We start from the raw sequence: 24,344 nt of genomic DNA on the forward strand, positions 1-24,344 counted from the left end.
GGCGGCCACCTTAGGGTGCGAGGCTCGAAAGGGGACGGGGAAGCAGTGGGAGAGGAAGTGGGACCAGTGGCACCGAACAGCGGGGACGGGGGCGGGTTCGACCCGGTGCGGACCATCGGGGGCGGGGACGCGTTCGACCTGATCACGATGGGGCGCATCGGGGTGGATCTCTACCCGCTGACCACCGGCGTACCGCTCGCCGAGGCGGAGACCTTCGGCAAGTTCCTGGGCGGCTCCCCGACCAATGTGGCGGTGGCGGCGGCCCGCCTCGGCCGCCGGGTGGCTGTGATCACCCGGACCGGGGCCGACCCCTTCGGCGCGTACCTGCGCGCGGAACTGCGGGGCTTCGGCGTCGACGACCGCTGGGTGCGCGAGGTGGCCGCCTACCCGACGCCCGTCACCTTCTGCGAGATCTTCCCGCCGGACGACTTCCCGCTCTACTTCTACCGCTTCCCGAAGGCACCGGACCTGGAGATCGCGCCCGACGAGATCGACGCCGACGCGGTGCGGGCCGCACGGGTGTTCTGGATGACGGGTACGGGCCTGAGCGCCGAGCCGAGCCGCAGCGCCACCCTGGCCGCGCTCGAAGCCCGCTCGAAGTCCGGGACCACCGTCTTCGACCTCGACTGGCGGCCCATGCTGTGGAGCGACGAGCCGGGGCCCTGGTACGAGCGGGCGCTCGACCTGGCCACGGTTGCGGTGGGCAACGCCGAGGAGTGCGCGATCGCCACGGGCGAGCGCGAACCGTACGCGGCGGCGCGGGCGCTGCTGGCGGCCGGGGTGGAACTGGCCGTCGTCAAACGCGGCCCGGCCGGCGTCCTCGCCGTCCACCGCGACGGGACCGCCGTGGAAGTGCCGCCGGTGCCGGTGGAGGTCGTCAACGGGCTCGGGGCGGGCGACGCCTTCGGCGGCGCGCTGTGCCACGGGCTGCTCGCCGGCTGGGACACGGAACAGGTGCTGCGCTTCGCCAACGCGGCGGGCGCCATCGTCGCCTCCCGGCTGGCCTGCTCGACCGCGATGCCCTACCCGAAGGAGGTCGAGGAGGTGCTGGAACAGTGACGGTGACCGCCTCCCACGCGATGGCCTCGACGGCCCTGCGGGTGCTGGAGCTCGCCCCCGGCGAGTCGTACGCGCACTCCTGCGGCGACCACGAGTGGATCGTCCTGCCCCTGTCCGGCGGGTGTGTGGTCGACTGCCGCGCACCGGACCCACAAGAGATCGAACTGGGCGGCCGGGACGACGTGTTCACCTCCGTGACCGACTTCGCCTACCTCCCGCGCGACGGCCGCGCCGACATCCGCTCCCGGGCCGGCGGCCGGTTCGCGCTCGTCGGGGCGCGGTGCGAGCGGGCGCTGCCCGCCCGGTACGGGCCCGCGGGGCGGGTGCCGGTCGAGCTGCGCGGCGCCGGGCAGTGCTCCCGCCAGGTCAACAACTTCGCCGCGGCCGACGCGTTCGCCTGCGACCGGCTCATCGCGGTCGAGGTCCTCACCCCCGGCGGCAACTGGTCCTCGTACCCGCCCCACAAGCACGACGAGTACCATCCCGGCGAGGAGTCCCGGCTGGAGGAGATCTACTACTTCGAGATCGCCCCGCACGACGGCACTCCCGGTCGCGGGTACCAGCGTGTCACCCCCTCCCCGGCGGGGAAGACCGACATCCTCACGGAGGTGCGGACCGGGGACGCCGTGCTCATCCCGGACGGCTGGCACGGCCCGTCCATCGCCACCCCCGGACACGACATGTACTACCTGAACGTGATGGCCGGACCGGAAGGCCCGCGGGAGTGGCTGATCCGCGACCACCCCGACCACGGCTGGATCCGGTCCACCTGGGCCGGCGCGGAGCTCGACCCCCGGCTGCCGTTCTACCGAGCGGAGGACCGCCGCCCATGACCACGATCCGGCTCACCGTGGCGCAGGCCCTCGTACGGTTCCTCGCCGCCCAGTACACCGAACGCGACGGGCGGCGCCGCCGGCTGATCGCCGCCACCTGGGGGATCTTCGGGCACGGCAACGTCGCCGGGATCGGGCAGGCCCTGCTGGAGAGCGGCCGGGCGCAGATGCCCTTCCTCCAGGGACGCAACGAGCAGGCCATGGTGCACGCGGCCGTCGGGTACGCCCGCCAGTCGGGGCGGCTGTCGGCGCACGCCGTGACGACCTCCATCGGGCCCGGCGCGACCAACCTCGTCACCGGGGCCGCCCTCGCGACCGTCAACCGGCTGCCGGTGCTGCTGCTGCCCGGGGACACCTTCGCCACCCGGCCCGCCGATCCGGTGCTCCAGCAACTGGAGGTGCCGCACGCCGGTGACGTCTCCGTCAACGACACCCTGCGGCCCGTGTCCCGCTACTTCGACCGCGTCACCCGCCCCGAGGCGCTGATCCCCGCCGCCCTCCAGGCGGTACGGGTGCTCACCGACCCCGTCCAGACCGGCGCCGTGACCCTCGCGCTGCCGCAGGACGTACAGGCCGAGGCCCACGAGTGGCCCGAGGAGTTCTTCGCCGAGCGGGTGTGGCGGGTGCGCCGGCCCCGGCCCGACCGGCACGAGCTGGCCGCCGCCGCCGAAGCGGTACGGGCCTGCGCGCGCCCCCTGCTCATCGCCGGCGGCGGCATCCGGCACAGCGCGGCCCAAGCCGCCCTCGCGGAGTTCGCCGAAGCCACCGGAATCCCGGTCGCGGTCACCCAGGCGGGCAAGGGCGCGCTCGCCTTCGACCACCCCGCCGAGGTGGGCGGCATCGGACACACCGGCACCGCCACCGCCGACGCCCTCGCCCGCGAAGCCGACCTGGTGATCGCCGCGGGCACCCGGCTGACCGACTTCACCACCGCCTCCGCGACCCTGTTCCAGAACCCGGCCGTCCGCTTCGTCGGGCTGAACCTCGACCCGTACGACGCCCACAAGTACGCCGCCCGGACGGTCGTCGGCGACGCGCGGGCGAGCCTGGAAGAACTCCGGGGCGCGGTCTCCGGGTACCGCGTGGACCCCCGGTACGAGGCGACGTACCAAGAGGGCAAGCGTGACTGGGAGCTGCTGGTCGAGCAGGCGTACGCGAGCGACGACGAGGACGCCGCCCCGACGCAGGCACAGGTGCTCGGTCTGCTCGACCACGTCGTCGACGCCTCCGACATCCTGATCAACGCGGCCGGCTCGCTCCCCGGGGACCTGCACCGGCTGTGGCGCGCCCGCTCCGCCGACCAGTACCACGTCGAGTACGGCTACTCCTGCATGGGCTACGAGATCCCCGCCGCGATCGGCACGGCGCTGGCCGCGCCCGGACGGCCCGTGTGGGCGCTCGTCGGCGACGGCACGTACCTGATGAACCCGACCGAGATCGTCACCGCCGTGCAGGAGGGCATCCCCGTCAAGGTCGTCATCCTCGACAACCACGGCTACGCCTCGATCGGCGGCCTGTCGGGGGCGGTGGGCGGCGAGGGCTTCGGCACGGCGTACCGCTTCCGGGCCGCCGACGGCACGTACACCGGCGCGCCGCTGCCGGTGGACCTCGCGGCCAACGCGGCCTCCCTGGGGATGTCCGTCATCCGCGCCGAGACCGTGCGTGACCTGCGGAAAGCCCTCGTGGAGGCACGGGCGTCGGACCGTCCCACATGTGTCTACACGCAGACCCGAACACCCGACACTGTGTCGGGCCCACCCCCGCCGCAGGCGTGGTGGGATGTTCCCGTGGCCGAGACCGCGACCCGTGCGGCGGCGGCCTCGGCCCGCGAAGAGTACGACCGGCAAGCCGCGCAGCGACGTCGCCATCTGTGAAGGAGCAAGGCACATGAAGACCGTCAACCACTGGATCGGTGGCAAGACCGTCGAGGGCGCGTCGGGCAACTACGGCCCGGTCACCGACCCGGCCACCGGCGAGGTCACCACGCAGGTCGCCCTGGCGTCCGCCGAGGAGGTCGACGCGGCCGTACAGGTCGCCGCCGAGGCGTTCCGGAGCTGGGGCCAGTCCTCGCTGGCCGCCCGTACGAAGGTGCTGTTCGCCTACCGCGCGCTGCTGGACGCCAACCGCGACGCGATCGCCGAGCTGATCGTCGCCGAGCACGGCAAGGTGCACTCGGACGCGCTCGGCGAGGTCGCGCGCGGCCTGGAGATCGTCGAGCTGGCCTGTGGGATCACCACGCAGCTCAAGGGCGAGCTGTCGACGTCGGTCTCCAACCGCGTCGACGTCTCCTCCATCCGCCAGCCGCTGGGCGTGGTCGCGGGCATCACCCCGTTCAACTTCCCGGCGATGGTGCCGATGTGGATGTTCCCGCTGGCCGTGGCCTGCGGCAACACCTTCATCCTCAAGCCGAGCGAGAAGGACCCGTCGGCCGCGAACAAGCTGGCCGAGCTGGCGACGGAGGCCGGCCTCCCGGCGGGCGTCCTGAACGTCGTCCACGGTGACAAGGTCGCCGTCGACGCGCTGCTCGCCCACCCCGGCGTCGCGGCCGTCTCCTTCGTCGGCTCCACGCCCATCGCCCGCCACATCCACACCACCGCCTCCGCCAACGGCAAGCGGGTGCAGGCGCTGGGCGGCGCCAAGAACCACATGCTGGTGCTGCCGGACGCCGACCTGGACGCCGCCGCCGACGCCGCCGTCTCGGCCGCGTACGGTTCGGCGGGCGAGCGCTGCATGGCGATCTCGGCGGTCGTGGCCGTCGGCTCGATCGCCGACGAGCTGGTGGACAAGATCCGCGAGCGGGCCGAGAAGATCAAGATCGGTCCCGGCAACGACCCGACCTCCGAGATGGGCCCGCTGATCACCGCCGCCCACCGCGACAAGGTCGCCTCCTACGTCAAGGGCGCCGCCGACCAGGGCGCGGACGTGGTCCTGGACGGCACCGGATACACCGTCGAGGGCAACGAGAACGGCCACTGGATCGGCCTGTCGCTGCTGGACAACGTCAAGACCGACTCCGACGCCTACCGCGACGAGATCTTCGGGCCGGTGCTGTGCGTGCTGCGCGCCGAGACCTACGAGGAGGGCGTGGCACTCATCAACGCCTCGCCGTTCGGCAACGGCACCGCGATCTTCACCCGCGACGGCGGCGCCGCCCGCCGCTTCCAGCTGGAGATCGAGGCGGGCATGGTCGGCGTGAACGTGCCGATCCCGGTGCCGGTGGGCTACCACTCCTTCGGTGGCTGGAAGGACTCCCTCTTCGGCGACCACCACATCTACGGCAACGACGGCATCCACTTCTACACCCGGGGCAAGGTCGTCACCACCCGCTGGCATGACCCCTCCGAGGCCCCGGTCGGCGTCGACCTCGGCTTCCCGCGCAACCACTGAGGTACCGAGGTACCGGGCACCCCGGCCGCCGGTCCGCTCGCCCCCCGCAACCCTCACGCGGGGGGCGAGCCCCGTTCCGCCCCGCGCCGCTAGTGGGCTTCGGCCAGGTCGGCGGCCGGCTCGGACGGTTCGGGCTCGGCCCGGTGCCGGCGTCGGCGCAGGACCCGCAGGGCGAGGGTGGTGCCCGCGAGGAGGAGGACGGCGCCGACCGCGGGCCACGGGACGGCGAGGAAGTCCGTACCGGCCTGAGCGCGCAGGTCCGGGTAGGCGGTGGCGTCGGCCTTGACGTGGACGTGCACCCGGTCCGACTGCGGAGCGTCCGGCCAGGGTTCGGTCAGCTCGATCCGCTGCCCCGGGAGCAGCACCAGCTTCAGATCGCGGACCGGCCGGTCCAGTACCGTACGCCCGAACAGGCCCTCGGCGGACACCGTCACCCGCGGCTCGACCACCACGTTGCCCCGGTTGACCAGGCTGTACGAGAGCGTCGCGGAGGCGCTCTCGACCCAGGGCAGCAGTGGCGCGTGCCGTTCGACACGGACGTCCTCCACGGACAGCCCCGGCGTCGCCGGCCCCGGCACCCGCACGTACAGGCGGGCGCCCACCGAACGCCGCACCCCGACCTGCACCCTGCCGTCCTGTCGCACCCCCTCCACCGCGGTGTTCAACGCCACGATGCCCCCGATGTGGTCGCCCGGGGCGGCGTCCTCGGGGACCCGCACCGTGAAGGGGACGTCCTTGCGGCCCTTGGGCGGGACGGTGACCGGGTGCGCCGTCTCGGGCGGCAGGGTGATCCAGGTGCCGACGTCCTTGGGTTTCGTCTCGACCGGCAACAGCGCGAAAGCGCCCCCGACGCGCGTGTTCACGGCGTCGGTCGCGAACACCCGGAAGGTCAGCTCCTTGTCGGAGGAGTTCAGGATCGTCACGCTGTCGGCGACGGTGCTGCCGGCGGCGCCCTGGTGGAAGAAGTACGCCCGGTCCGTCGTCGCCGCTCCGGGCGGCGGCGTCGGGAACACCCCCCAGGTGCCGTTGTCCGCGGCGCTCGCGACGGGCGCGCCGAACAGCAGCGCCGCGACGGGCAGCAGCAGGGCGACGAGCCGGCCGTACGGGGAAGCGGTGCGGGGGCGCATGTCGGTCCTCCGGTCGGGCCACGGCTGCGGGCGGGGCACCACCGGGGGTGGCACGGCACGCGCCGCACCACCCCCGGTGGCGGTGGATCAGGCGATCGAGAAGGTCACGACCGACTCGTAGGTGTCGGCGAACATGAACGGCGGCAGCTGGAGCATCGCCGCGCCGCCCACCGCGAACTCGCCGCCGGTCAGCTCGTCACCGCCGGCCGCCTGCGAGGCGATCTTCATCGGGGTGTCCGTGATGGCCCCGGGCGCACCGGCGGTGCAGGTGCTCGGGCTGTCCGGGTTGGTCACCGTGCAGGACGGCTGGATGCCGATCTGCGCCTTGGCCATGGAGTGGCCGGTGGCCGCGTTCAGGAACGGCGTGCGGGTCGCCGTGACGTCCCAGCCGAGCGAACCCCCGCGGAAGTCCTGGACGGTGGCCGCGTTGAACGCGCCGAACACCGACTGCGCCTTGCCGTTGATCGTCACCGCGCCGAAACTGACCGCCGGCTGGCCGTCCTTCGGTCCGAGGGCCAGCGGCCCGGGCAGCACCTCGATGTCGACGGGGTTCTTGACGCCGGCCTGGTCCTCGACGAACACGAACGACTTGTACGGGGAGACCGAGCCGTCGATCCTGATCGCGTCGGCCTTCTTGGTGACCGTCAGGTCGCAGGCCGCGGCGCCGGACGCGTCGGCCGTGCCACTGCCGGTGTCACCCGTGGCCGTGCCCGCGAGGAGCGCGGAGCAGGTCACGGGACCGGCGGGGAAGTTGGCACCCGTCACGGCGACGGCCGTGCCCGCCTTGCCGCTGTTGGGCGTGACCTTCGTCGTCACCGGGTCCTTGGGCAGCGCCTCCACCGCGATCGAGCCGACGGAGGCGCTGGGGCGGGGATCCGGCGTACAGGTGGTGGTGTAGACGGTGCCGCCGAGGTCGGCGTCCGTGACCACCTGGTCGATGGTGATCTGCAGCGTCGTGCCCTCGCTGCCGTCCGGGATGGTGATGGTCCCGCTGAAGGCGGGCGGGTCGGACTTCTTGTTGGCCTCTTGGTGGCTGGGCACGGCCGGGCTGGTGACCGTCTGGGCGACGCCGCCGACGAGCAGCTTCGCCTTGATGGTGTTGACCGTGTCGATGGTGAACATCGGGATGACGGGGGTCTCGCCCGGGTCGATGGTGATGGGGACGCTCTGACCGGCCTTCGCCGTGTCCGGCACCGTGATCGTGTAGTCCTGGGTGCCGTTGGCGCCCGGTTGGGGGGCGGGGGCGACACACTTCACCGGCACCGGGGTGGTCTTGGTCGCGGCCTGGGCCGTCCCCGTCATGGCCACGACGCCACCCGTCAGGGCCAGGGACAGCGCGCCCGCCCCGGCCAGCACTCTTCGTCGGAACGTTGTACTCACTGGGTCGCGACTCCTTCGTCAGACGAACCTCCCCCCACCCGCTGTGAGGGGGAGGCCGAGCCGGTGCGGAGGCCGACATTGACGCGTCGCGGTGTTGAGAAGTCAATGACTTGCCCGGCGCCGAAGCGCACAGACATTGATGTCCCATCAGGCCGGGTCAGGGGGCGCCGGATCAGGGTGTGGTCGGGGTGTGCAGGAGGAGGTTCGGGGTGCCGGCGGGGAGGCCGGTGATCCGGTCGGGAACGGCGCTGCGCAGCAGGTTCCGGGTGACCTGGGCGGGCGTCTTCGGGGTGCCGTCCGCCAGGATCAGCGCGGCGACGCCGGCCGCGTGCGGGGCGGCCATGGAGGTGCCGGTGGCCCGGGCGAGGGCGGTGGTGGAGCCCTTCCAGGCCGAGGTGATGCCCACGCCGGGGGCAGACAGGTCGACGCACGGTCCGTAGGCGGAGAAGGTGGCGCGGCGGTCGGCGGTGTCGGTGGCGCCGACGGTGATGGCGTCGGGGACGCGGGCGGGGGAGCCGGTGCAGGCGTCCTTGCCGGAGTTTCCGGCGGCCACGGTGAAGGTGATCCCGGCGGCGACGGCCCGGGTGACCGCCGCGTCGAGGGCACGGCTGCGGGTGCCGCCCATGCTCATGTTGGCGACGGCGGGCGCGGCGGAGGTGGCGGTGAGGGACGCGGGGTCGGGGGCGGGCGCGGCGGCCGGAGTGGGGGTGGGCGCGGGTGTGGCGGGTGTGGGGTCCTGGACGGTGCCCTTGGCCGCTTCCTTGGCGGCTTCCTTGGCCGCCGCGGTCTTCGCTGCCGCCGCCTTCGCGGCCTTGGTGGCGTCCTTGACCATCCAGTCGATGCCGTTGACGAGGGACGACAGGCGCCCGCTGCCCCGGCAGTTGGCCACCTTCACCGAGACGAGCGAGACCCCCTTCGCCACCCCGTACGTCGCCCCGCCGATCGTCCCCGCCACATGCGTGCCGTGGCCGTTGCAGTCGTCGGAGCCCTCCAGCCACACGGCGTTCACGCCGGCCCGGGCGCGGCCCCCGAACTCCTGGTGCAGCGTGTTGATCCCGGTGTCGATGACGTACACGGTCACGCCGTCGCCCTTCGCGGCGTACGTGTACGAACCGTCGAGCGGGAGGTCGCGCTGGTCGATCCGGTCGAGGGACCAGGGGGCCAGCGGCTGGGTCGTGTCGTTGATCCGGAACTCGGTGTCCGGCTCTACGGACGCCACGCGCGGGTCGGCGGCCAGCTCGGCGGCGCGGGCCGCGGTGGTGCGTACGGCGAAGCCGTTCAGGGCCGTGTCGTAGACGGCCACGACCTCGTCGCCCGCCTCCGCCGCCTCCGCGGCCATGGCGCGGCCCGCGGCCAGGGCCCGGGCGGCGCCGTCCTTGAGGACCACGACGTACGGGGCGGTGGGGGCTTCGGTGGCGGGAGCCGTGGACAGGGCAGCCGTCGCCAGGAGGGCGGCGGCCGGGAGCAGCGCGGTGAATGCGGTCATGCCGCGATGCTCGGCCGGGTGGGGGGCGCCCGCGCGGGGGGTGCGCCGAGTGGCCCCCGACACGCCGCCGCAGGGGTTACGGGGTGTCAGGCGTGCCGGCGTCGGGGGAGAGCGGCCAGCCGCGCATCGCGAAGACGCCCTCGTCGCGCGCTCCGGCGGAGGCGTACGTCGCCAGGGCCGCCTCGTTGTCGGTGTCGACCCCCACCCACATGCCGTAACAGCCGCGTGCGCGTGCCTCGTCGGCGAGGGCCAGGGCGAGCCGGCGGCCGATGCCGCGGCGCCGATAGCCCTCATCGACCGCGAGTTCGTACAGGCACATCTCGGTGCCCTTGTCGGGGTGGCTCATCTCGACACCGGAGACCATCCCGGCGGGCACGCCGTCGACGTACGCGATCAGCATCAGGTGCCCGGGCGCGGCCAAGAACCGCTCGGCCCACTCCTCCCGGGCGGACCCGTCGAACAGTCCTTCGGCGGCGACGAGTTCGGCTACGGTCCGGGCGCGACGGATCTCCATGACGGGGATGATAGGTCCGCCACCCCACGACGGGCGCCCGTGCGGACCGACCGCCGCCCCCCACTCGGCCGTCCATCCGTCGCGGCAGTACGGGCCGGTGCGACGTCGGGCCTGTTCACCGCCCCGCCGGGGCATTCGGCAGGGCCTCCTGCCGGGCGGCGACCCGCCGCCACGAGGGTGATGCCGCCCCAGACCGCGCCTCACACGGGTGTCCCCCGCCCCGTCGCACGCGGGTGCCAAGCCGACCCGATGCCGGGCACCGAGCGCCTGCGGCCCCGCACGGACTCCCGCGCGGGAGGAGATCCGGCCCGCTACCGACCACAGCCCGGGGCGACGGCGTCCTGTCCCTGAAGAGGGCAGAAGCGGCACGGCATGCCGGCCCCGCCGGGACGTACGGCTGCGATGTCGTCCTCCGCACCGCCGCAGCCGTACGTCCCGGGCCGCCGGCACGGCATGCGCCCCGTCGGGCAGCGGCGGTGCGTGCACCGCCGGGACGGCCGGGGCGGTGGCAGTAGCCGCCTCTACCGCCCGGCCAGGGCAACCGCTGCCGCGTAGCCCGGCGGGGCCGTCAGGTCTCGGAGGGTCCATCCCGCCACCTGGGCCGGGGTCGGGCCCGAGCCGACGTACGGCTCGGCGATGCCTTGCGCGAGCCCCGCTCCCGTCGCCTTGAGGACGGCTTCCTTGCGCGCCCACAGGCGGCCCAGCGCCACGGGCCGGTCCGCCTCCGCCAACGCCGTGAGTTCCGCCGTCTCCGCGGGATGCAGCGTGCTCAGCACGTCCGACACCACCGCCGGGCCCGGAGTGGCCTCGACGTCCACCCCGATTGGGAGCGCGGCGAACGCCAGGTACGCCACTCCCGCGGTGTGCGACAGCGAGAAGTGCACCCCGCCCCCCGCCACCGCCGGGCGCCCGTGCGGACCCCCGCAGCACGGGCATTCCTCACGGATCAACGCGACGTCCCCCGGAGCCGCACCCAGGTACCCGCCGAGCAGCGCCCGCAGCCCCAGGTGGGAGGCCAGGTAGGCGTGCCGGTCGCCGGGCCGCACCAGACGCCCGGCGCGCTCCCGCTCCGCCGCGTCCAGTACCGCCGCCGCCTCCTCCACCGCGTGCCCGGCCACCACGCTCCGCCCCGTGTCCAAGGCCCACACGATCACGGCCCCGCCCTCGGGCGGCAGGCCGACGCGCGGTGGGTCACCGCCGAGTTGGTTCACGTACACCGTCACCCGACGAGGGTAGACGAGTCGACAACCGCCCTCACCGGCCCGGTTGGCCTCGTGCCGACTCCAACTCAAAACGCCATCCGGGGGAAACACCGTGCACAGTGCTGTCCTGACGCCGCCGGACGCTCGCATCCGCTGGGTCGAACGGCCCGGGGACAACCCCGCGCGGGTGTACCCGCACGGGCTCGGCGCCACCTCGCCCGCCTACCTCGCGGCCGCTGCCGTCCACCCGCTGCCCTGGCGCACCACCGAGAAGCGGCCGCCGCGCTACCGCGGGGCGGACGCCCGCACCATCGGGGCCGCCTGCTGGGGTATCAGGCCACCCGGCGACGGCGTTCCATCGGTCCAGGCGTAGACACGCTTGCCGCGCACCGCGACCTGGTACTGGTAGTGGTCCCGGCACTCGGGCCGGGCTTCCTTCCCGGTGTCAGCCGGCCACCACCGGGCGTTCAACCCGGGGCCCCGGACCTTGTGGGGCGTCCCCGCGGCGCATTGCGGGCCGTCCAGCGGGGTCGCACCGAGCGTGAACCGGATCAGTCGGGCCTTGCCGTCGGTGCGCACCCGTACCCGTATGTCGGTGGCGTCCTTGGGCACCCAGCTCGGCAGGGCGAATGTCCGGTCCCCGCGCACTGGCGCGTCACCGCGCGAAGGTGCGTCGGCGGCGGTCGCGAAGTGCTTCCCCTTCTCCTTGAACACGCTTGCGTTGAAGGAATCGGAGACCGGGTTCGGCGGGAGGTGGGGCAGGGCGAGGGCGGCGGTGGTCAGGACTCCCGCTGTGGCGGCGACGAGGACGAGCGGACGGCGGTTCATAACGACAAGTGTTCGCTCGGGGGCCCGCTCGCGCGTCCCTCCGCAGAACGAATCAAAAACCTGCCGAAAGTCTGACGCGGCTCCTACCTGAGAGCGGTGCCCGTCTCCGAACCGGCCCCCGCGCCCGGGCGCAACGCCACCCTGCCGCCCTTCGCCGGCGCTTCCTCCACACGCGCGTCGGGGAAACGGCCCCGGTCACGGCCCCGAAAGGGCACCGCCGTCCGCATCGCGCTTTCCCGGCCCGGTGTTCCATGGACAACCGAGGCGGTGTCATACCTGAGGCGTACGCACCGCCTCGCACCCCGACACCGGAAGGTCCGCGCCGCGTTAGAGGAGCCGTAACCGTCGGCGTCACCCTCGGAGGATCGCCTTGCGCCTCTTCGCCCCGTTCCTCGCCGCCACGGCCGCCGGTCTGTTGGCCATCGCGCCCCCGGTGGACAAGCCACTAATCCTGAGCGACTGGACCCAGACCGGCGTCGCGAGTTACGACGCCTGGGCCGACGCACGCACGCACCGGGGGAGCTGGGCGACGTACGCCTTCGACTGGACGACGGACTACTGCACCACCTCGCCGGACAACCCGTTCGGCTTCCCGTTCCGGATGGCCTGCGCCCGCCACGATTTCGGCTACCGCAACTACGGGGCGGCGGGCCTCTTCCGCGCGCACAAGCCGCGCCTGGACGACGCCTTCCACGCCGACATGAAGCGGGTGTGCGCGCACTACGCGGGGGCGCGCAAGGCATCCTGCCTCAGCACCGCGTGGACCTATTACCAGGCCGTCAAGACCTTCGGCGTCGCCCCGGGCACCGCCGTCCCCCCCGCTGCCGCGCCGACCGCCACCACCCCGGCCCCTGCCGTCCCGCCCCCTGCCGCGTCCGCTCCCTGAGCCGCCCCGGACGCGACCGGGTGCTGTGTCCCCCGCGAACCGGCGGACACAGCACCCATCACCGCACTACCTCGTACTTCCGTACGCCATGACCCGCGGGGTCAGGGGCGCTTCATGCCGTTCGGGGCGACGGCACCCTTCGGGCCGGCGGCGGGCTTCATGGCCATCGGCTGCTTCTTGGCCCGGAGCGGATTCACCGGCGTGGGGGTCGTCTGCTGGAGCCAGGGCTCGTCCCAGACGAACGCCGTGCCGCTGACGTCACCGTGTGTCTGCCACACGGTCCCCGTCACCGTCACGGCCTTGACGTAAGCATCACTGTCGTTCGCCTCGATGGCGATGCCGCAGACCCCGGCGGGGTAGTTCGGGTTCGCGGGGTCGGTCATGGTGGCCGTGGTGTTGGTGAGGTCCTGCCAGGTGATCGTCCCGCCCAGCGAGGCCGCCCTGCCGACGTACGTCTTACCGTTGGTCAGCACGGCCTGGAAGTCCTCGGTGTCGGAGGGCGCAAGGGCGTCGATGTCGGAGCACGGGCCGGTGGCGCCCGTCGCCCCGGTCGGTCCCGCCACGCCCTGCGGCCCCGCAGGTCCGGCCACGCCCGCAGGCCCCTGAGGTCCGCCCGGTCCGGCCACGCCCTGAGGTCCGCCCGGTCCCGCCACGCCCTGGGGTCCCGCAGGTCCCGCCGCGCCCGCCGGCCCCGGGTCACCCGTCGGCCCGGTGTCCCCCGTCGGTCCGGTGTCACCCGTCGGTCCGGGAGGACCCTGGGGGCCGGTCGGTCCCGTCGGGCCTTCGCACCTGTCCCCGAGGGGCGCCTTCTTGGCAGCCGGCCGGCCCGGCACCACTTTCTCCTGGCCCGGCTGACCGAGTCGAGCCTGCCCGTTCTGGTCCTGCCCGGCACCGTTCTCCGGACGCCACTCGTCGTGGTGGTGCGGCGGCCTCCCCTGGCAGTTGTCGTCGTCACTACCGATCATCGGACCCGACAGACGGATGTCGGCCGAGGTCACGGCATGCGGTGCCATGGCGATCGCGGGACTCGCGATTCCCGTCAGCAGCAGGGCGAGCGACGCGACGACGCCGCCCTTCACCAGGCTGCCGCGTTGGGGAAGCGGTCCGAGGTAGGACCGGTTCGTGGGCCCAGGACTCATTCGTGTGCTCCTTGTCGAGCAGGATCAGAGGTGTGGTTCCGGAAGCGGGTTCACGCTTCCCCTGCCGTCATCGGAGCCCGAATGAGGTGACTTGAGGTTTTTGCCGGTCTATTAACGGATTGGCGTACAAGGCCACCTCCAACGGACGCGTGCCCTCCGGCGAACCCGCCCGGGCGCCCCGGCGTGCCGCCCTCGGCCCCTCCGGACCGGTCCCTAAGGTCGCATCTCGCCAGGTCACCCGGCCCGAACCGCCCGAAATGGTGATGCCGTGAAGCCGTCCATCTGCCTCTGCATGATCGTCAAGAACGAGTCGAAGGTCATCGAACGCTGCCTCGCCTCCGTCCGCGACCTCATCGACACCTGGATCATCTCGGACACCGGCTCGACCGACGGCACCCAGGCGCTGATCCGGTCGGCGCTCCACGGCATCCCGGGCGAACTCCACGAGGAACCGTTCCGCGACTTCGGCCACAACCGGAGCCTGAACATCGCCCGTGCCCGGGGCCGCGCGGACTACCTGCTCCTGCTCGACGCCGACCTGGTCATCCGGCGCGACCACCCGCTTCCGCCGCTGACGGCCGACGCCTACATGCTCCGTCACGAGGGCCCGACCGAGTACCGCATCAAGCGCCTGGTCCGCGGCGACCTCCCCTGGCGGTACCAGGGCGTCACCCACGAGTACCTGACCGCCGATCAGTCCCACTCCCAGAAAAACCTGGACGCGCTCGTCATCGAGGACTACGGCGACGGCGGCTCCAAGCACGACAAGTTCGAACGCGACGAGCGGCTGCTCAGCGCCGAACTCGCGCGCGACCCCGACGACCCCCGCACCGTCTTCTACCTGGCCCAGACCCTCCGCGACATGGGTCGCGCGGACGAGGCGATCACCCTGTACGAGCGCCGGGCGCGACTGGGCGGCTGGGCCGAAGAGGTGTACTTCGCCCTGCTCCAGTCCGGGATCCTCCGGGCCGACTCCGGGGACTGGCCGTCCGCCATGGACGCCCTCTCGCGGGCCTGGGAGTCGCGCCCGGAGCGCCTCGAAGCGTGCTACGAACTGGTCACCCGCTTGCGTCGGATGGGCCGCTACCACTCGGCGCACGCGTTCGTCCGGCCCGTGCTCGGCCGGCCACGGCCGGACGACCTGCTCTTCACCCAGCCCTGGGTGTACCGCTGGGGGCTGCTCTTCGAATACTCGATCACGGCCTACTGGGTGGGCGACCACGCCGCTTCGCTCGAAGCCTGCGACCGGCTGCTGGCGCTGCCGGACCTTCCCGAGGCGTACCGCGAGCAGACCCTCGTCAACCGTGAATTCGCCGCCCGCCGGCTCGCCCCCATCCCCGAACCGGCCGGAGCGACGACCTGACCCCCGCCACCCGCCGACCCACCCGCGGGCCGGCGCAGATCTCGTGCGGCTCAGACGTACTCGGCCACGCTCGCGACCTCCGGCTCCCGGACCCGTGCGTCGGGCACGAACGCCGCTTGCGCCTTCCACGTTTCGAGCGACCGGAGCATCGCGTCGGACGGTGGAGCCCAACCGAACGCGGCGCACAGGATGTGCATCGCCAGGCGGGGCGGAACGGCATTTCCGATCTGCTGGCCCACATCGCGCCCCCGCCACGGATAGTCCGTCGGGAAGGTTTGCAAACGGCCGGCTTCGGAGGGGGAGAACCGGTCCTCGCTCCCGTCGGCCGCCACCACGCGATTGCGGGAGATCTTGCCCGTGACGGTCGCGGAGGGCTCCGAAGAGCTGCGCCGTCCACGCGCCTTGGGGTCCCCTCCCGTCCCGTAATTCGACACCACATGGAAGGGGGATTCGCGCTCGGGCAGTACCTCTCCCATGGTTCGCCACGGCTGCAAGCCGCGGTCGCCCGCGGTGCGCGGAAGCCCCTTGCGGTAGGTGCGGTGCGTCGGCGACGGAAGCTGTACGTTCTCCTTGCCCATGCGGGCGATGAGAACGGCTCTTTTCCGTGTCTGGGGAACGCCGTACGCCTCCGTCCGCAAAAGGCCGCAATCGACGGAATATCCCTCGCCCCGCAGGATTTCCGCATACGCCTCCCAGACCGGCAGTACCGCGGGAACCTGTTCGAGGACGATGGCGCGATAGGGCTTGTCGTGGATGTCGATCGCTTCGAGCGCCCAGCGCAGCGGCTCCAGGACCAATCCGGTCCGCTCGTCTTCCATCTTCGAGAGGTCTTTCGCGATTTCCTCGCGTTCCTCCCGGGCCACCATGCGTGCGACGAAAGCGAGCACGTCGTCCAGCGCCCTGCGGCCCGCCCCGCTGCCCGCGACGGTGAACGTCTGGCAGGGAGGCCCGCCGGCCAGTACGTCCGCGTCCGGGAAGTGGGCGGGGCCGTAGAGCCGCACGTCCCCTTCCACGGTGACGAGGCCGGCGGCGCGCCGCGTCGTGCAGGCCGCGGAGTCCCATTCCACGCCCGCCGCGGTCACGCCCAGCTTCTCGGCGGCCACGTCAAGTCCGCCAGGGCCTGCGAACAAGTCCACGATCTGGACGGGATGCACCTGATCTCCAGTGAGTTGATGGGGGCGGCAGCCGGCGCTTCGACCGGCCGGGGCGTGGCGTCCAGGGCTCGGCGGCGTCCCAGGGTATCGCGGGCCGTCGGCCCGCCGGGTGGCGACCGTAACGGCCGGCCACGATCCGCCGGCCGACCCGGAATCTGTCGAAACCGCTCGTTGATCCGAAGTCGTCCGCATTTCCGGATAGCGACATGGGACACCGTGGTTCCGAATATCGGGTCGATTTCCGCGAGGCGTTCTTCGGCGGCCGGGGCGCCGGAGAAGAAAGCGCCGGAGAGGGGTCGGCGCGGGTGTCCGGCGACGACGGGCGGGCGGCGGGCGCCGGCAGGTGGGGGCGGGGCGGGGCGGGGCGGCGGCCGGGGAGGAGGGGCTCTGCGCGGAAGCCCTCCCCGGGGGGAGGGCTTCGGCGGTGTGGAGAGAGTGCCCCCGGCAGGACTCGAACCTGCGGCCAAGTGCTTAGAAGGCACCTGCTCTATCCACTGAGCTACGGGGGCCGGAAGGTGGCCGTGGTGGCCTGGAGCCCCTGGGTGGGGGTGGGACTGTGGTCCGTGCCGGGTCAAGGATAGGGCTCCGGTCGCCTTGTCCCGGTTGCTTCACCCGCGTGCCACGATGTGGAGGTTCGGTGAAGCGGTCCGATAATCGCAGGCAGGTGCGATTCTCGCATCGCTTTTGCGCCGCGGCGCCCCTGGGTGTTGTGCACTCGTTATGCCTGCGTCCCACTCGTCCGCCGTGTCCATGATGTCCCGCTGGGGTCGCGGTCGGCGCGCAGAGGGCGTATAAGCTTCAAAAATGGCCTTAAATTGGGCATTCTTCGCATGTGGTGACCTTGGATGTTCGGCCTCAGCTGCTCGATGCCCTGTCCGCCCTGCGCGACCGGGTCGCGTCCGTGCGTCTGCCGCTGCCCCTGCCCGGTGCCCCGCGCGCCCGTCAAACGAGAGCCGAGTTGCTCGCGCAGCTCGACGACTACCTCGTACCCCGGCTCAAGGCGCCCGAGGCGCCGCTGCTCGCCGTCATCGGCGGGTCCACCGGGGCCGGTAAGTCCACCCTCGTCAACTCTCTCGTGGGACGCCAGGTGAGTGAAGCCGGTGTCCTGCGCCCCACGACCCGCATCCCCGTGCTCGTCTGCCACCCCGACGACCACCACTGGTTCGCCGGCATGCGGGTCCTGCCCGACCTCACCCGCGTATGGGCGCCGCAGGACGAGGAGGACGTACGCCCCACACCCAGAAGGACGCATCCGCGCGGACCCCAGCACACCACCCGCGAACTGCGGATCGAGACCGTCTCCACCCTCCCCCGCGGCCTCGCCCTCCTCGACGCCCCCGACATCGACTCCCTCGTCGTCGAGAACCGGACCCTCGCCGCCGAGCTGATCTGCGCCGCCGACGTGTGGGTGATGGTCACCACCGCGTCCCGGTACGCGGACGCCGTCCCCTGGCACCTCCTGCGTACCGCCAAGCAGTACAAGGCCACCCTCGTCACCGTCCTCGACCGGGTCCCGCACCAGGTGCTCGCCGACGTCTCACGGCAGTACGGGGCCCTGCTCACCCGGGCCGGACTCGGCGACGTACCGCGTTTCACCGTCCCGGAGCTGCCCGAATCGGCAGGCGGGGGAGGGCTGCTGCCGGCCAGTGCCGTCGCGCCGCTGTTCGAGTGGCTCCGCCACCACGCCACGGACCCGGCCGCCCGCCAGTACGCCGTCGGACGGACCGCGCTCGGCGCGCTCGACTCGCTCGGCCGCCGGATGCCGGAACTCGCCTCCGCCGTCGCCGCCCAGCACGCCGCCGCCGTCCGGCTGACCGCCGCCGTCGAGGACGCGTACAAGCGCGAGGGCCGGCGGGTGCGCAACCGGCTCGACCGGGGGGCCGTACTCGCCGGTGACGCCCTGACCCGCTGGCGCGGCTACCCCCTCGACACGAGCGCCGACGAACTGCTCGACTCGCTGGCCGAATCCCTCGCCGCCCTGTTGCAGTGCGCGGTCGCCGCCGCCGACGAGCGGATCGCCGACGCCTGGCGGCGCGAACCCGCCGCCGCGGCCGTACCCCTGCCCGCCCCCGACCGCGAAGCGGCGGAACGTATCGGCATGGCCGTACGCCGCTGGCGGCGGGTGCTGGAGGAACTGGCGGAGGAAGAGGTCGCGCAACTCGACCGGCAGCCGCCGCCCGACCCCGACTGCGTCGCCGCCCTCCTCGTCTCCGCCCTCCTCGGCGGCAAAAGGGCCCGGCCGGCCGGGGAGAAACTCGCCGAACGGATCGGCGCGCAGGTCGCCCTGCGCCTGCGCGACCGGGGCGGGGAACTCGTCGGCGAACACCTCGACCAGGTGCTGCGCGCCGAACGGGACCGCCGGCTGGCCCCGTTGGAAGCACTCGAAGTGACCCCCGAACCACAGGCCGAGCTGATCGCCGCGCTGTCCGTACTGCAGAAGGAGAGGTGAGACGGTGAGCGCCTTGACCGACCGCAGCGAGGAACGTTGGGACGACGGCTTCATCGCACGCTCGCGCCCCAAGCCGACCGGCGAGGGCTTGGACGGCGACGACGGCGACGACGCGCTCGTGCGGGCCGTCTCCGGAGCCGGCGGTGACGGCGGCAAGGTGCCCGCGCCCCCGCCCAGCCCCGAGGCGCAGGCCCTGCGGACCCGGCTGGACGCGCTGCGCCAACTCGTGGGGCTCTCGCGGACCCGCATCCTGGACGGCACCAGCCTCGCCGAGGCCGGCCGGGTGCTGGACGAGGCGGCGGCGCGACGCGGACTCTCCCCCCAGCACACGGTCGTCGCGATCGCCGGCGCCACCGGAAGCGGAAAGTCCACGCTTTTCAACGCCCTCGCGGGCGTGCAGATCTCCGAGACGGGACTGCGCCGGCCCACCACCGCCGCGCCGATCGCGTGCAGCTGGTCCGACGGGGCCGCCGGGCTGCTCGACCGGCTGGAGATCCCGGGACGGCTACGACGCCGGCCCCGGGACACCTCGGAGGCCGAGGCACTGCGCGGAATGGTCCTCGTGGACCTGCCGGACCTCGACTCGGCGGTCGTCGCGCACCGCGAACACGTGGACCGGGTGCTGGCGCTCGTCGACGCGGTGGTGTGGGTGGTGGACCCGGAGAAGTACGCCGACGCCGTACTGCACGAGCGGTACCTGCGGCCGTTGGCCGGGCACGCGGAGGTGACCTTCGTCGTCCTGAACCAGGTGGACCGGCTGCCCGGGGAGGCCGCCGACCTGGTCCTGGACGACCTGCGGCGGCTGCTCGACGAGGACGGCATGGCGCTCGGCGAGCACGGCGAGCCCGGCGCCACCGTCCTCGGACTGTCCGCGCTGACCGGCGAAGGGGTCGGGGAACTCCGCGAGCTGCTGGGACAGTTCACCCAGGAGAAGGGCGCCGCGACCCGGCGGATCTCCGCCGATGTCGACCGGGCCGCGGCGCGCCTCTATCCGCTGTACGTCGCCGACGGGCACTCCGGTCCCCGGATCGGGGAGGCGGCGCGCGCCGCGTTCGAGGACCGGCTCGCGGAGGCGGTCGGGGCGTACGCCGCGGGGCTCGCCGCCGAGCGGGCCTGGCGGCGCAACGCCGGCAAGGCGTGCGGGACGCCGTGGCTGCGGCTGTGGCGCTGGTACGAGAGCAGGCGCGCCCCGCGCACCCTGTCGGGGCTGGCCGCCCTCGCGGCGATCGGGCGTTCCCCGGGGGCGGTGCAGGCGCCGGCCGAGGAGGAGGTCACCGCCCGGCAGCGGGTGGAGCAGGCCGTACGCATCGTCGCGGACGAGGCGGCCGTCGGGCTGCCCGAGCCGTGGGCGCAGGCGGTGCGGGAAACGGCGGTGCGCGGGGCCGAGCGGCTGCCGGAGGCGCTGGACGAGATCGCGGTGACCCTGGGCGCGGCCGTCGCCGTACCCAAGACCAAGCCGCCGCGGCCCAAGTGGTGGCCGGCGGCGGTGCTGGCGCAGGCGGCCATGACACTGCTCCAGATCTTCGGCGGACTGTGGCTGACCGGGCAGATCATCGGGGTCCTGGAGCCGCGCCTGATGCCGCCGGTGCTGCTGATGGTGGCGGGCATCGTCGGCGGGCCGCTCGTCGAATGGGCCTGCTCGATGGCGGCGCGGGGCCCGGCACGCCGGTACGGGCAGGACGCGGAGCGGCGGCTGCGGCAGGCCGCGGCCGGGTGCGGGCGGGCCCGGGTGCTGGAACCGGTCGCGGCGGAGCTGCTGCGGTACCGCGAGGTGCGGGAGCAGTACGCGACGGTGGCGAGGTTGTCCACAACCCGCCAGTAATCCACAGGCCCGAGCGGGGCGGGGGCGGGCGGGCCAGCATGGTCGTACCTCGTGCGGATGGTCCGGCGGGGCGCGATACGGGGGAGGGGAGCCGGGATGAACGACACCCTGGTGACGCTGGTGGGCCATGTGGCAACGAAGATCGACTTCAAGGAGACCCCGGCAGGGCCGTCCGCGAGGTTCCGCTTCGCGGTGACGCCGCGGTACTTCGACCGGCGAAAGGAAACCTGGGCCGACGGCTCCACCAGCTTCTACACCGTGTGGGCGCGGCGGACGCTGGCGGTCCACCTGGCGAGTTCCGTTTCGGTCGGTGAACCGCTGGTGGTGCACGGGCGGTTGCGGGTCCGGGAGGGGCCGTCCGACGGGGAGGGCGTCCGGTGGTTCTCGGCGGACATCGACGCCGTCACCATCGGACACGACCTCAACCGTGGAACCGCGGCCTTCCGTCGCGTCGTCAGAACCGACGTCCCGCTGATGCCCCCTCAGAACGCGGCGGTGGTCTGAGTGTTCGAGGCGGCTAAGATCACCCGGTACTCACGGGCACCTGGGCCTTCGGCCCGAAGGGGAAGACTGTGTCGATCGCTGTTCCCGCATCCTCCGTTCCTGCTCCCACCGCCGTCCCTCTCGCCGGCCGGCCGCCGGTCCCGCCCGTCCCGGGGGCCGACGCCGTCCCGGTTCCGCCTGACGGCCGTCCAGCTCTGCCCGGCGGCCTGCCGCAGCTGCCTGGCGGTCTGTCTGACCGGGTTCCGGTTGCGGTCGCCGGGCGTGCTTCCGCACGGGTCTCCGCGCGCCGCCCGCTGGCGGTCGCCCTGCTCGCCGCGGCCCTCGCCGCCGCCCCCGGAGCCCAGGCCGCGGCCGACTCCGGTTCGACCTCGGACCGGGCGGCGCCGGGGGGCGCGAGCGCCGTGCTGGACGGGCTGAAGACGTTCGGGCAGGCGGTCCTGCACGGCCCGGACGGCACGGTCCGACAGATCCCCGCCGGGCTGTGCGAGATGCGCGTCGACGGGGGAGGCATGCTCCAGACGTACGGGGTCGGGGTGGCGGGTTACGCACAGCCCGAGGCCCGGTACACCGAGAGCGGGTGGGGCGGGACGCCGCTCGCCGCCAACCAGGACGCGGGCCGGATCCGCTGGGTGCTGGAGCACTCCTACCCCCAGCTCAACGATCTGGCCGGGCTCGCCAAGGCGGCCGGCGCCGGTTCCCTCACCGCCGAGAGCGCGGCGGCCGGGACCCAGGTGGCGATCTGGCGACTGGCCGACGGCGCGCAGGTCGAGGCGGCCGATCCGGCGGCGGAGAAACTGGCCGACTACCTCCAGCGGGAGGCGGGCCGGTTGCCGGAGCCGCCGGTCTCGCTGGGGCTGGACCCCGGGGAGGTGTCCGGTCCGGTCTCGGGGCCGACGGGTGCCCGGCTGGGGCCGGTCACGGTGCGGACGGGCGCGCAGAGCGTCACGGTCACCCCGGACGCGGCGGCCGTCGCCATGGGGGTGCGGGTGGTGGACGCCGAGGGGCGGCCGCTGACCACCGCCGGCAACGGGACCCGGCTCTACTTCGAGGTGCCGCCGGGCACACCCGATGGGCACGCCTCGGTCACCGTCCAGGGCTCCACCAGGGTTCCCGTCGGGCGGGTCCTCGCCAACGGGATCCCCGACCAGGCGCAGATCGTGGCGGGCTCCAGCGCCGTCGCGACGGCCGCCACCGCCTCGGCGCTGTGGCCCGCGCCCGGGGCGGCCCCGATGGGCGGGGCGGCGGCGGTGGCGTTGACGTCCCCGGACGACGCCACCGCCGGGCAACGCCTCGCCAGCAGCGGCAGCTCGGCGGCGACCCCGGTGATCGCCGGGCTCGCGGTCGGCCTGGTGGTGCTGGGCGGCATGGTGGTCCTGCTGCTGCGCAAGCGCCCGCTGGAGGAGGAGTCGGGCGCGGAGGAGGAGCTGTAGGGCTCGCGGAGGAGGAGCCGTAGAGCTGCCGTCACCAAGACGCGGCCCGGCCGGCGCGGCGGAGTACCGGGTGGCGCGGTGGCCTCGGGCGGGGCGGCGCCCTCGGGCGGGGCGGCGCCCTCGGGCAGGCGGCGGCCTCGGGCCGGGCGGTGGTACGGGCCGGGCGTGCCGCCGTGGGCGCGGTGGACGCGCGGAGCCGGGGCGGCGGGGTGGTGGATTCGGATCACGCTCGCGGGGTAGGCGGTGGCAATGGCTGATCAGGACCTGACCTGGCAAGGCGCGGTCGCGCGGTGGGACCGGCGGCTGTTCGACGCGGTGGCCCGAAAGCACTGGCCCGGCGCCGACACCGTGCTGCCCCGCCTCGGCCGGGCCGCGAACCACGGCGTGCTGTGGGGCGGGGCCGCCGCGGCGCTCGCCGTGTTCGGCTCGACCCGGTCCAGGAAGGCCGCGGTGCGCGGCGTGGCCTCCCTCGCGCTGGCCTCGGCGACCATCAACACCGTCGGCAAGTGGTCGGTGCGGCGCGCCCGGCCGCTGCTCGACGGGGTTCCGGCAGTGCGTCGACTGAACACCCAGCCCTGGACCACCTCCTTCCCGTCCGGCCACGCCGCCTCCGCCTTCGCGTTCACCACCGGGCTCGCCCTGGAGGCACCCGAGTGGGGCGCGCTCCTCGCGCCGGTGGCGGCCTCCGTGGCGTTCTCCCGGGTGTACACCGGCGTGCACTATCCGTCCGACGTGGTCGCCGGCGCCGCGTTCGGCGTCGCCGCCGGACTCGTCGTCCGTAAGGTCGCGCGCGGTGTGGAGGAGTCGCGGGTCGTACCGGGCGACGAACGCAAGGTGGTCGGGGCACCCGCCCTGCCCGACGGGGAAGGGCTGACCGTCGTGGTGAACACCGACTCGGGTACGGCCGCCCGCGCCGGGCTGGACTCCGTGCTGGACCGGCTGCCCAAGGCGGAACTCGTGGAGTGCGCGGGCCCGGAACTGCCGGCGGAACTGGCGGCGGTGGCCTCCCGCGCCACCGTGCTCGGCATCTGCGGCGGAGACGGCACGATCAACGCCGCCGCCACGGCCGCCCTGCGGGCCGGGATCCCGCTGGCGGTGTTCCCCGGCGGCACCCTCAACCACTTCGCCCTCGACCTCGGGCTGGCCGGGGCCGAGGACACCTGCCGGGCCCTGGCCGCGGGGCACGCGGTCCGGGTCGCCGTCGGCCGCTTCACCCCCGGCCCGCACCCCGCCCCACCCGGGGCCGGCTCCGGGGACGCCCCGCCGGCGCGCCCCGCCGAGTCCGGCTACTTCCTGAACACCTTCAGCATCGGCGCCTACCCCGAACTGCTCCGGCACCGCCTGCGCTGGGCGCCCCGGATCGGCGGCGGGCCCGCCGCCCTGCTGGCGGCCTGGCGGGTGTTGCGCGCCGAGCACCCCGTGGCACTGCGCCTCGCCGGCCGGCCCCGTAAGGTCTGGCTGCTCTTCGCGGGCAACGGCACCTACCACGGCACCGGCCCCACCCCCCGCCGCCGCGACAGCCTCGGCGAGGGACTGCTCGACGTACGGATGGTCTACGGCGGCGGCCGCCCCGGCCCCCGCCTCCTGGCCGCCGCCTTCGCCGGCCCCCTCACCCGTTCCCCCGTCCACACCGCGACCAAGCTGCGCAGCCTGCGCGTCGGGGACATCCCGGAGGGGACGCCGCTGGCCTACGACGGCGAGTACGCCCACGCCCCTTCCGCCCTCGTCCTCGACACCCTCCCCCACGCCCTGACCGTCTACCGCCCCCACTGACACCCGCC

The 24,344-nt window shown here is 73.6% G+C and carries 19 protein-coding genes and 1 tRNA gene; 11 read left to right on the forward strand and 9 right to left on the reverse strand.

Annotation, left to right across the window (positions count from 1 at the left end; genetic code table 11):
• Window positions 1-147 precede the first annotated feature (147 nt).
• Genes iolC through ACFVXJ_RS18200 form a run of 4 tightly spaced genes read left to right on the forward strand, consistent with a single transcriptional unit; the run spans window position 148 to window position 5,279 of the window.
• Complete coding sequence (gene iolC / locus ACFVXJ_RS18185) at window positions 148-1,059, forward strand: 5-dehydro-2-deoxygluconokinase (protein ID WP_389662864.1); 912 nt, start codon at window positions 148-150, stop codon at window positions 1,057-1,059.
• 20 nt (window positions 1,060-1,079) lie between these two features.
• Window positions 1,080-1,892 carry a 5-deoxy-glucuronate isomerase gene (gene iolB, locus ACFVXJ_RS18190; protein WP_389662866.1) on the forward strand — a complete coding sequence of 271 codons (813 nt, stop codon included), beginning with the start codon at window positions 1,080-1,082 and terminating at the stop codon, window positions 1,890-1,892.
• The gene (gene iolD, locus ACFVXJ_RS18195) at window positions 1,889-3,766 is read left to right on the forward strand and encodes a 3D-(3,5/4)-trihydroxycyclohexane-1,2-dione acylhydrolase (decyclizing) (RefSeq protein ID WP_389662742.1); all 1,878 of its coding nucleotides are present in this window, start codon (window positions 1,889-1,891) and stop codon (window positions 3,764-3,766) included. Before iolB ends, iolD begins: the two co-directional genes overlap by 4 nt.
• A gap of 13 nt (window positions 3,767-3,779) precedes the next feature.
• A complete protein-coding gene (locus ACFVXJ_RS18200; protein ID WP_389662744.1) occupies window positions 3,780-5,279 on the forward strand; it encodes a CoA-acylating methylmalonate-semialdehyde dehydrogenase in 1,500 nt (499 codons plus the stop codon).
• Between the two features lie 89 nt (window positions 5,280-5,368).
• Here the strand turns inward: ACFVXJ_RS18200 and ACFVXJ_RS18205 are convergent, their stop codons facing one another.
• From ACFVXJ_RS18205 to ACFVXJ_RS18230, 6 genes are all read right to left on the reverse strand, one after another.
• Window positions 5,369-6,406, reverse strand: coding sequence for a WxL protein peptidoglycan domain-containing protein (locus ACFVXJ_RS18205; protein ID WP_389662745.1), 1,038 nt, complete (start codon window positions 6,404-6,406; stop codon window positions 5,369-5,371).
• Window positions 6,407-6,493: 87 nt separating this feature from the next.
• Complete coding sequence (locus tag ACFVXJ_RS18210; RefSeq protein WP_389662747.1) at window positions 6,494-7,786, reverse strand: hypothetical protein; 1,293 nt, start codon at window positions 7,784-7,786, stop codon at window positions 6,494-6,496.
• Between the two features lie 172 nt (window positions 7,787-7,958).
• Window positions 7,959-9,272 (reverse strand): S8 family peptidase, encoded by a 1,314-nt coding sequence (locus ACFVXJ_RS18215; RefSeq protein ID WP_389662748.1) that lies wholly within the window; start codon window positions 9,270-9,272, stop codon window positions 7,959-7,961.
• A 76-nt stretch (window positions 9,273-9,348) separates the two neighbouring features.
• Window positions 9,349-9,786, reverse strand: coding sequence for a GNAT family N-acetyltransferase (locus ACFVXJ_RS18220; RefSeq protein ID WP_389662749.1), 438 nt, complete (start codon window positions 9,784-9,786; stop codon window positions 9,349-9,351).
• 521 nt (window positions 9,787-10,307) lie between these two features.
• Complete coding sequence (locus ACFVXJ_RS18225; protein WP_389662750.1) at window positions 10,308-11,009, reverse strand: 4'-phosphopantetheinyl transferase family protein; 702 nt, start codon at window positions 11,007-11,009, stop codon at window positions 10,308-10,310.
• A 264-nt stretch (window positions 11,010-11,273) separates the two neighbouring features.
• Window positions 11,274-11,816: a hypothetical protein gene (locus ACFVXJ_RS18230; protein ID WP_389662752.1), complete on the reverse strand. Its 543-nt coding sequence runs from the start codon at window positions 11,814-11,816 to the stop codon at window positions 11,274-11,276.
• Between the two features lie 364 nt (window positions 11,817-12,180).
• On the opposite strand from ACFVXJ_RS18230, the gene ACFVXJ_RS18235 reads away from it, so the two are divergent.
• Window positions 12,181-12,702 carry a phospholipase gene (locus ACFVXJ_RS18235; RefSeq protein WP_389662868.1) on the forward strand — a complete coding sequence of 174 codons (522 nt, stop codon included), beginning with the start codon at window positions 12,181-12,183 and terminating at the stop codon, window positions 12,700-12,702.
• Window positions 12,703-12,803: 101 nt separating this feature from the next.
• Here the strand turns inward: ACFVXJ_RS18235 and ACFVXJ_RS18240 are convergent, their stop codons facing one another.
• Window positions 12,804-13,292, reverse strand: coding sequence for a hypothetical protein (locus ACFVXJ_RS18240; protein ID WP_389662754.1), 489 nt, complete (start codon window positions 13,290-13,292; stop codon window positions 12,804-12,806).
• Window positions 13,293-14,109: 817 nt separating this feature from the next.
• Here ACFVXJ_RS18240 and ACFVXJ_RS18245 point away from each other — a divergent pair.
• Window positions 14,110-15,204 (forward strand): glycosyltransferase, encoded by a 1,095-nt coding sequence (locus ACFVXJ_RS18245; RefSeq protein ID WP_389662756.1) that lies wholly within the window; start codon window positions 14,110-14,112, stop codon window positions 15,202-15,204.
• Window positions 15,205-15,254: 50 nt separating this feature from the next.
• Here the strand turns inward: ACFVXJ_RS18245 and ACFVXJ_RS18250 are convergent, their stop codons facing one another.
• Window positions 15,255-16,358, reverse strand: coding sequence for a DNA cytosine methyltransferase (locus ACFVXJ_RS18250; protein ID WP_389662758.1), 1,104 nt, complete (start codon window positions 16,356-16,358; stop codon window positions 15,255-15,257).
• A gap of 436 nt (window positions 16,359-16,794) precedes the next feature.
• A tRNA-Arg gene (locus ACFVXJ_RS18255) sits at window positions 16,795-16,867 on the reverse strand.
• A gap of 332 nt (window positions 16,868-17,199) precedes the next feature.
• On the opposite strand from ACFVXJ_RS18255, the gene ACFVXJ_RS18260 reads away from it, so the two are divergent.
• The 5 genes from ACFVXJ_RS18260 (at window position 17,200) to ACFVXJ_RS18280 (ending at window position 24,336) form a co-directional block, all read left to right on the forward strand.
• On the forward strand, window positions 17,200-18,807 hold the full coding sequence (locus tag ACFVXJ_RS18260) for a dynamin family protein (RefSeq protein WP_389662760.1): 1,608 nt from the start codon (window positions 17,200-17,202) through the stop codon (window positions 18,805-18,807).
• A gap of 4 nt (window positions 18,808-18,811) precedes the next feature.
• Window positions 18,812-20,629, forward strand: coding sequence for a GTPase (locus ACFVXJ_RS18265; protein ID WP_389662762.1), 1,818 nt, complete (start codon window positions 18,812-18,814; stop codon window positions 20,627-20,629).
• Window positions 20,630-20,725: 96 nt separating this feature from the next.
• Window positions 20,726-21,133: a single-stranded DNA-binding protein gene (locus ACFVXJ_RS18270; RefSeq protein WP_389662764.1), complete on the forward strand. Its 408-nt coding sequence runs from the start codon at window positions 20,726-20,728 to the stop codon at window positions 21,131-21,133.
• A gap of 68 nt (window positions 21,134-21,201) precedes the next feature.
• A complete protein-coding gene (locus ACFVXJ_RS18275) occupies window positions 21,202-22,563 on the forward strand; it encodes a TQXA domain-containing protein (protein ID WP_389662766.1) in 1,362 nt (453 codons plus the stop codon).
• Window positions 22,564-22,812: 249 nt separating this feature from the next.
• Window positions 22,813-24,336: a bifunctional phosphatase PAP2/diacylglycerol kinase family protein gene (locus tag ACFVXJ_RS18280; RefSeq protein ID WP_389662768.1), complete on the forward strand. Its 1,524-nt coding sequence runs from the start codon at window positions 22,813-22,815 to the stop codon at window positions 24,334-24,336.
• Window positions 24,337-24,344: the final 8 nt, after the last annotated feature.

It is taken from the genome of Streptomyces sp. NPDC058279, from assembly GCF_042881255.1.
In the GTDB taxonomy this organism is placed as follows: Bacteria; Actinomycetota; Actinomycetes; order Streptomycetales; family Streptomycetaceae; genus Streptomyces.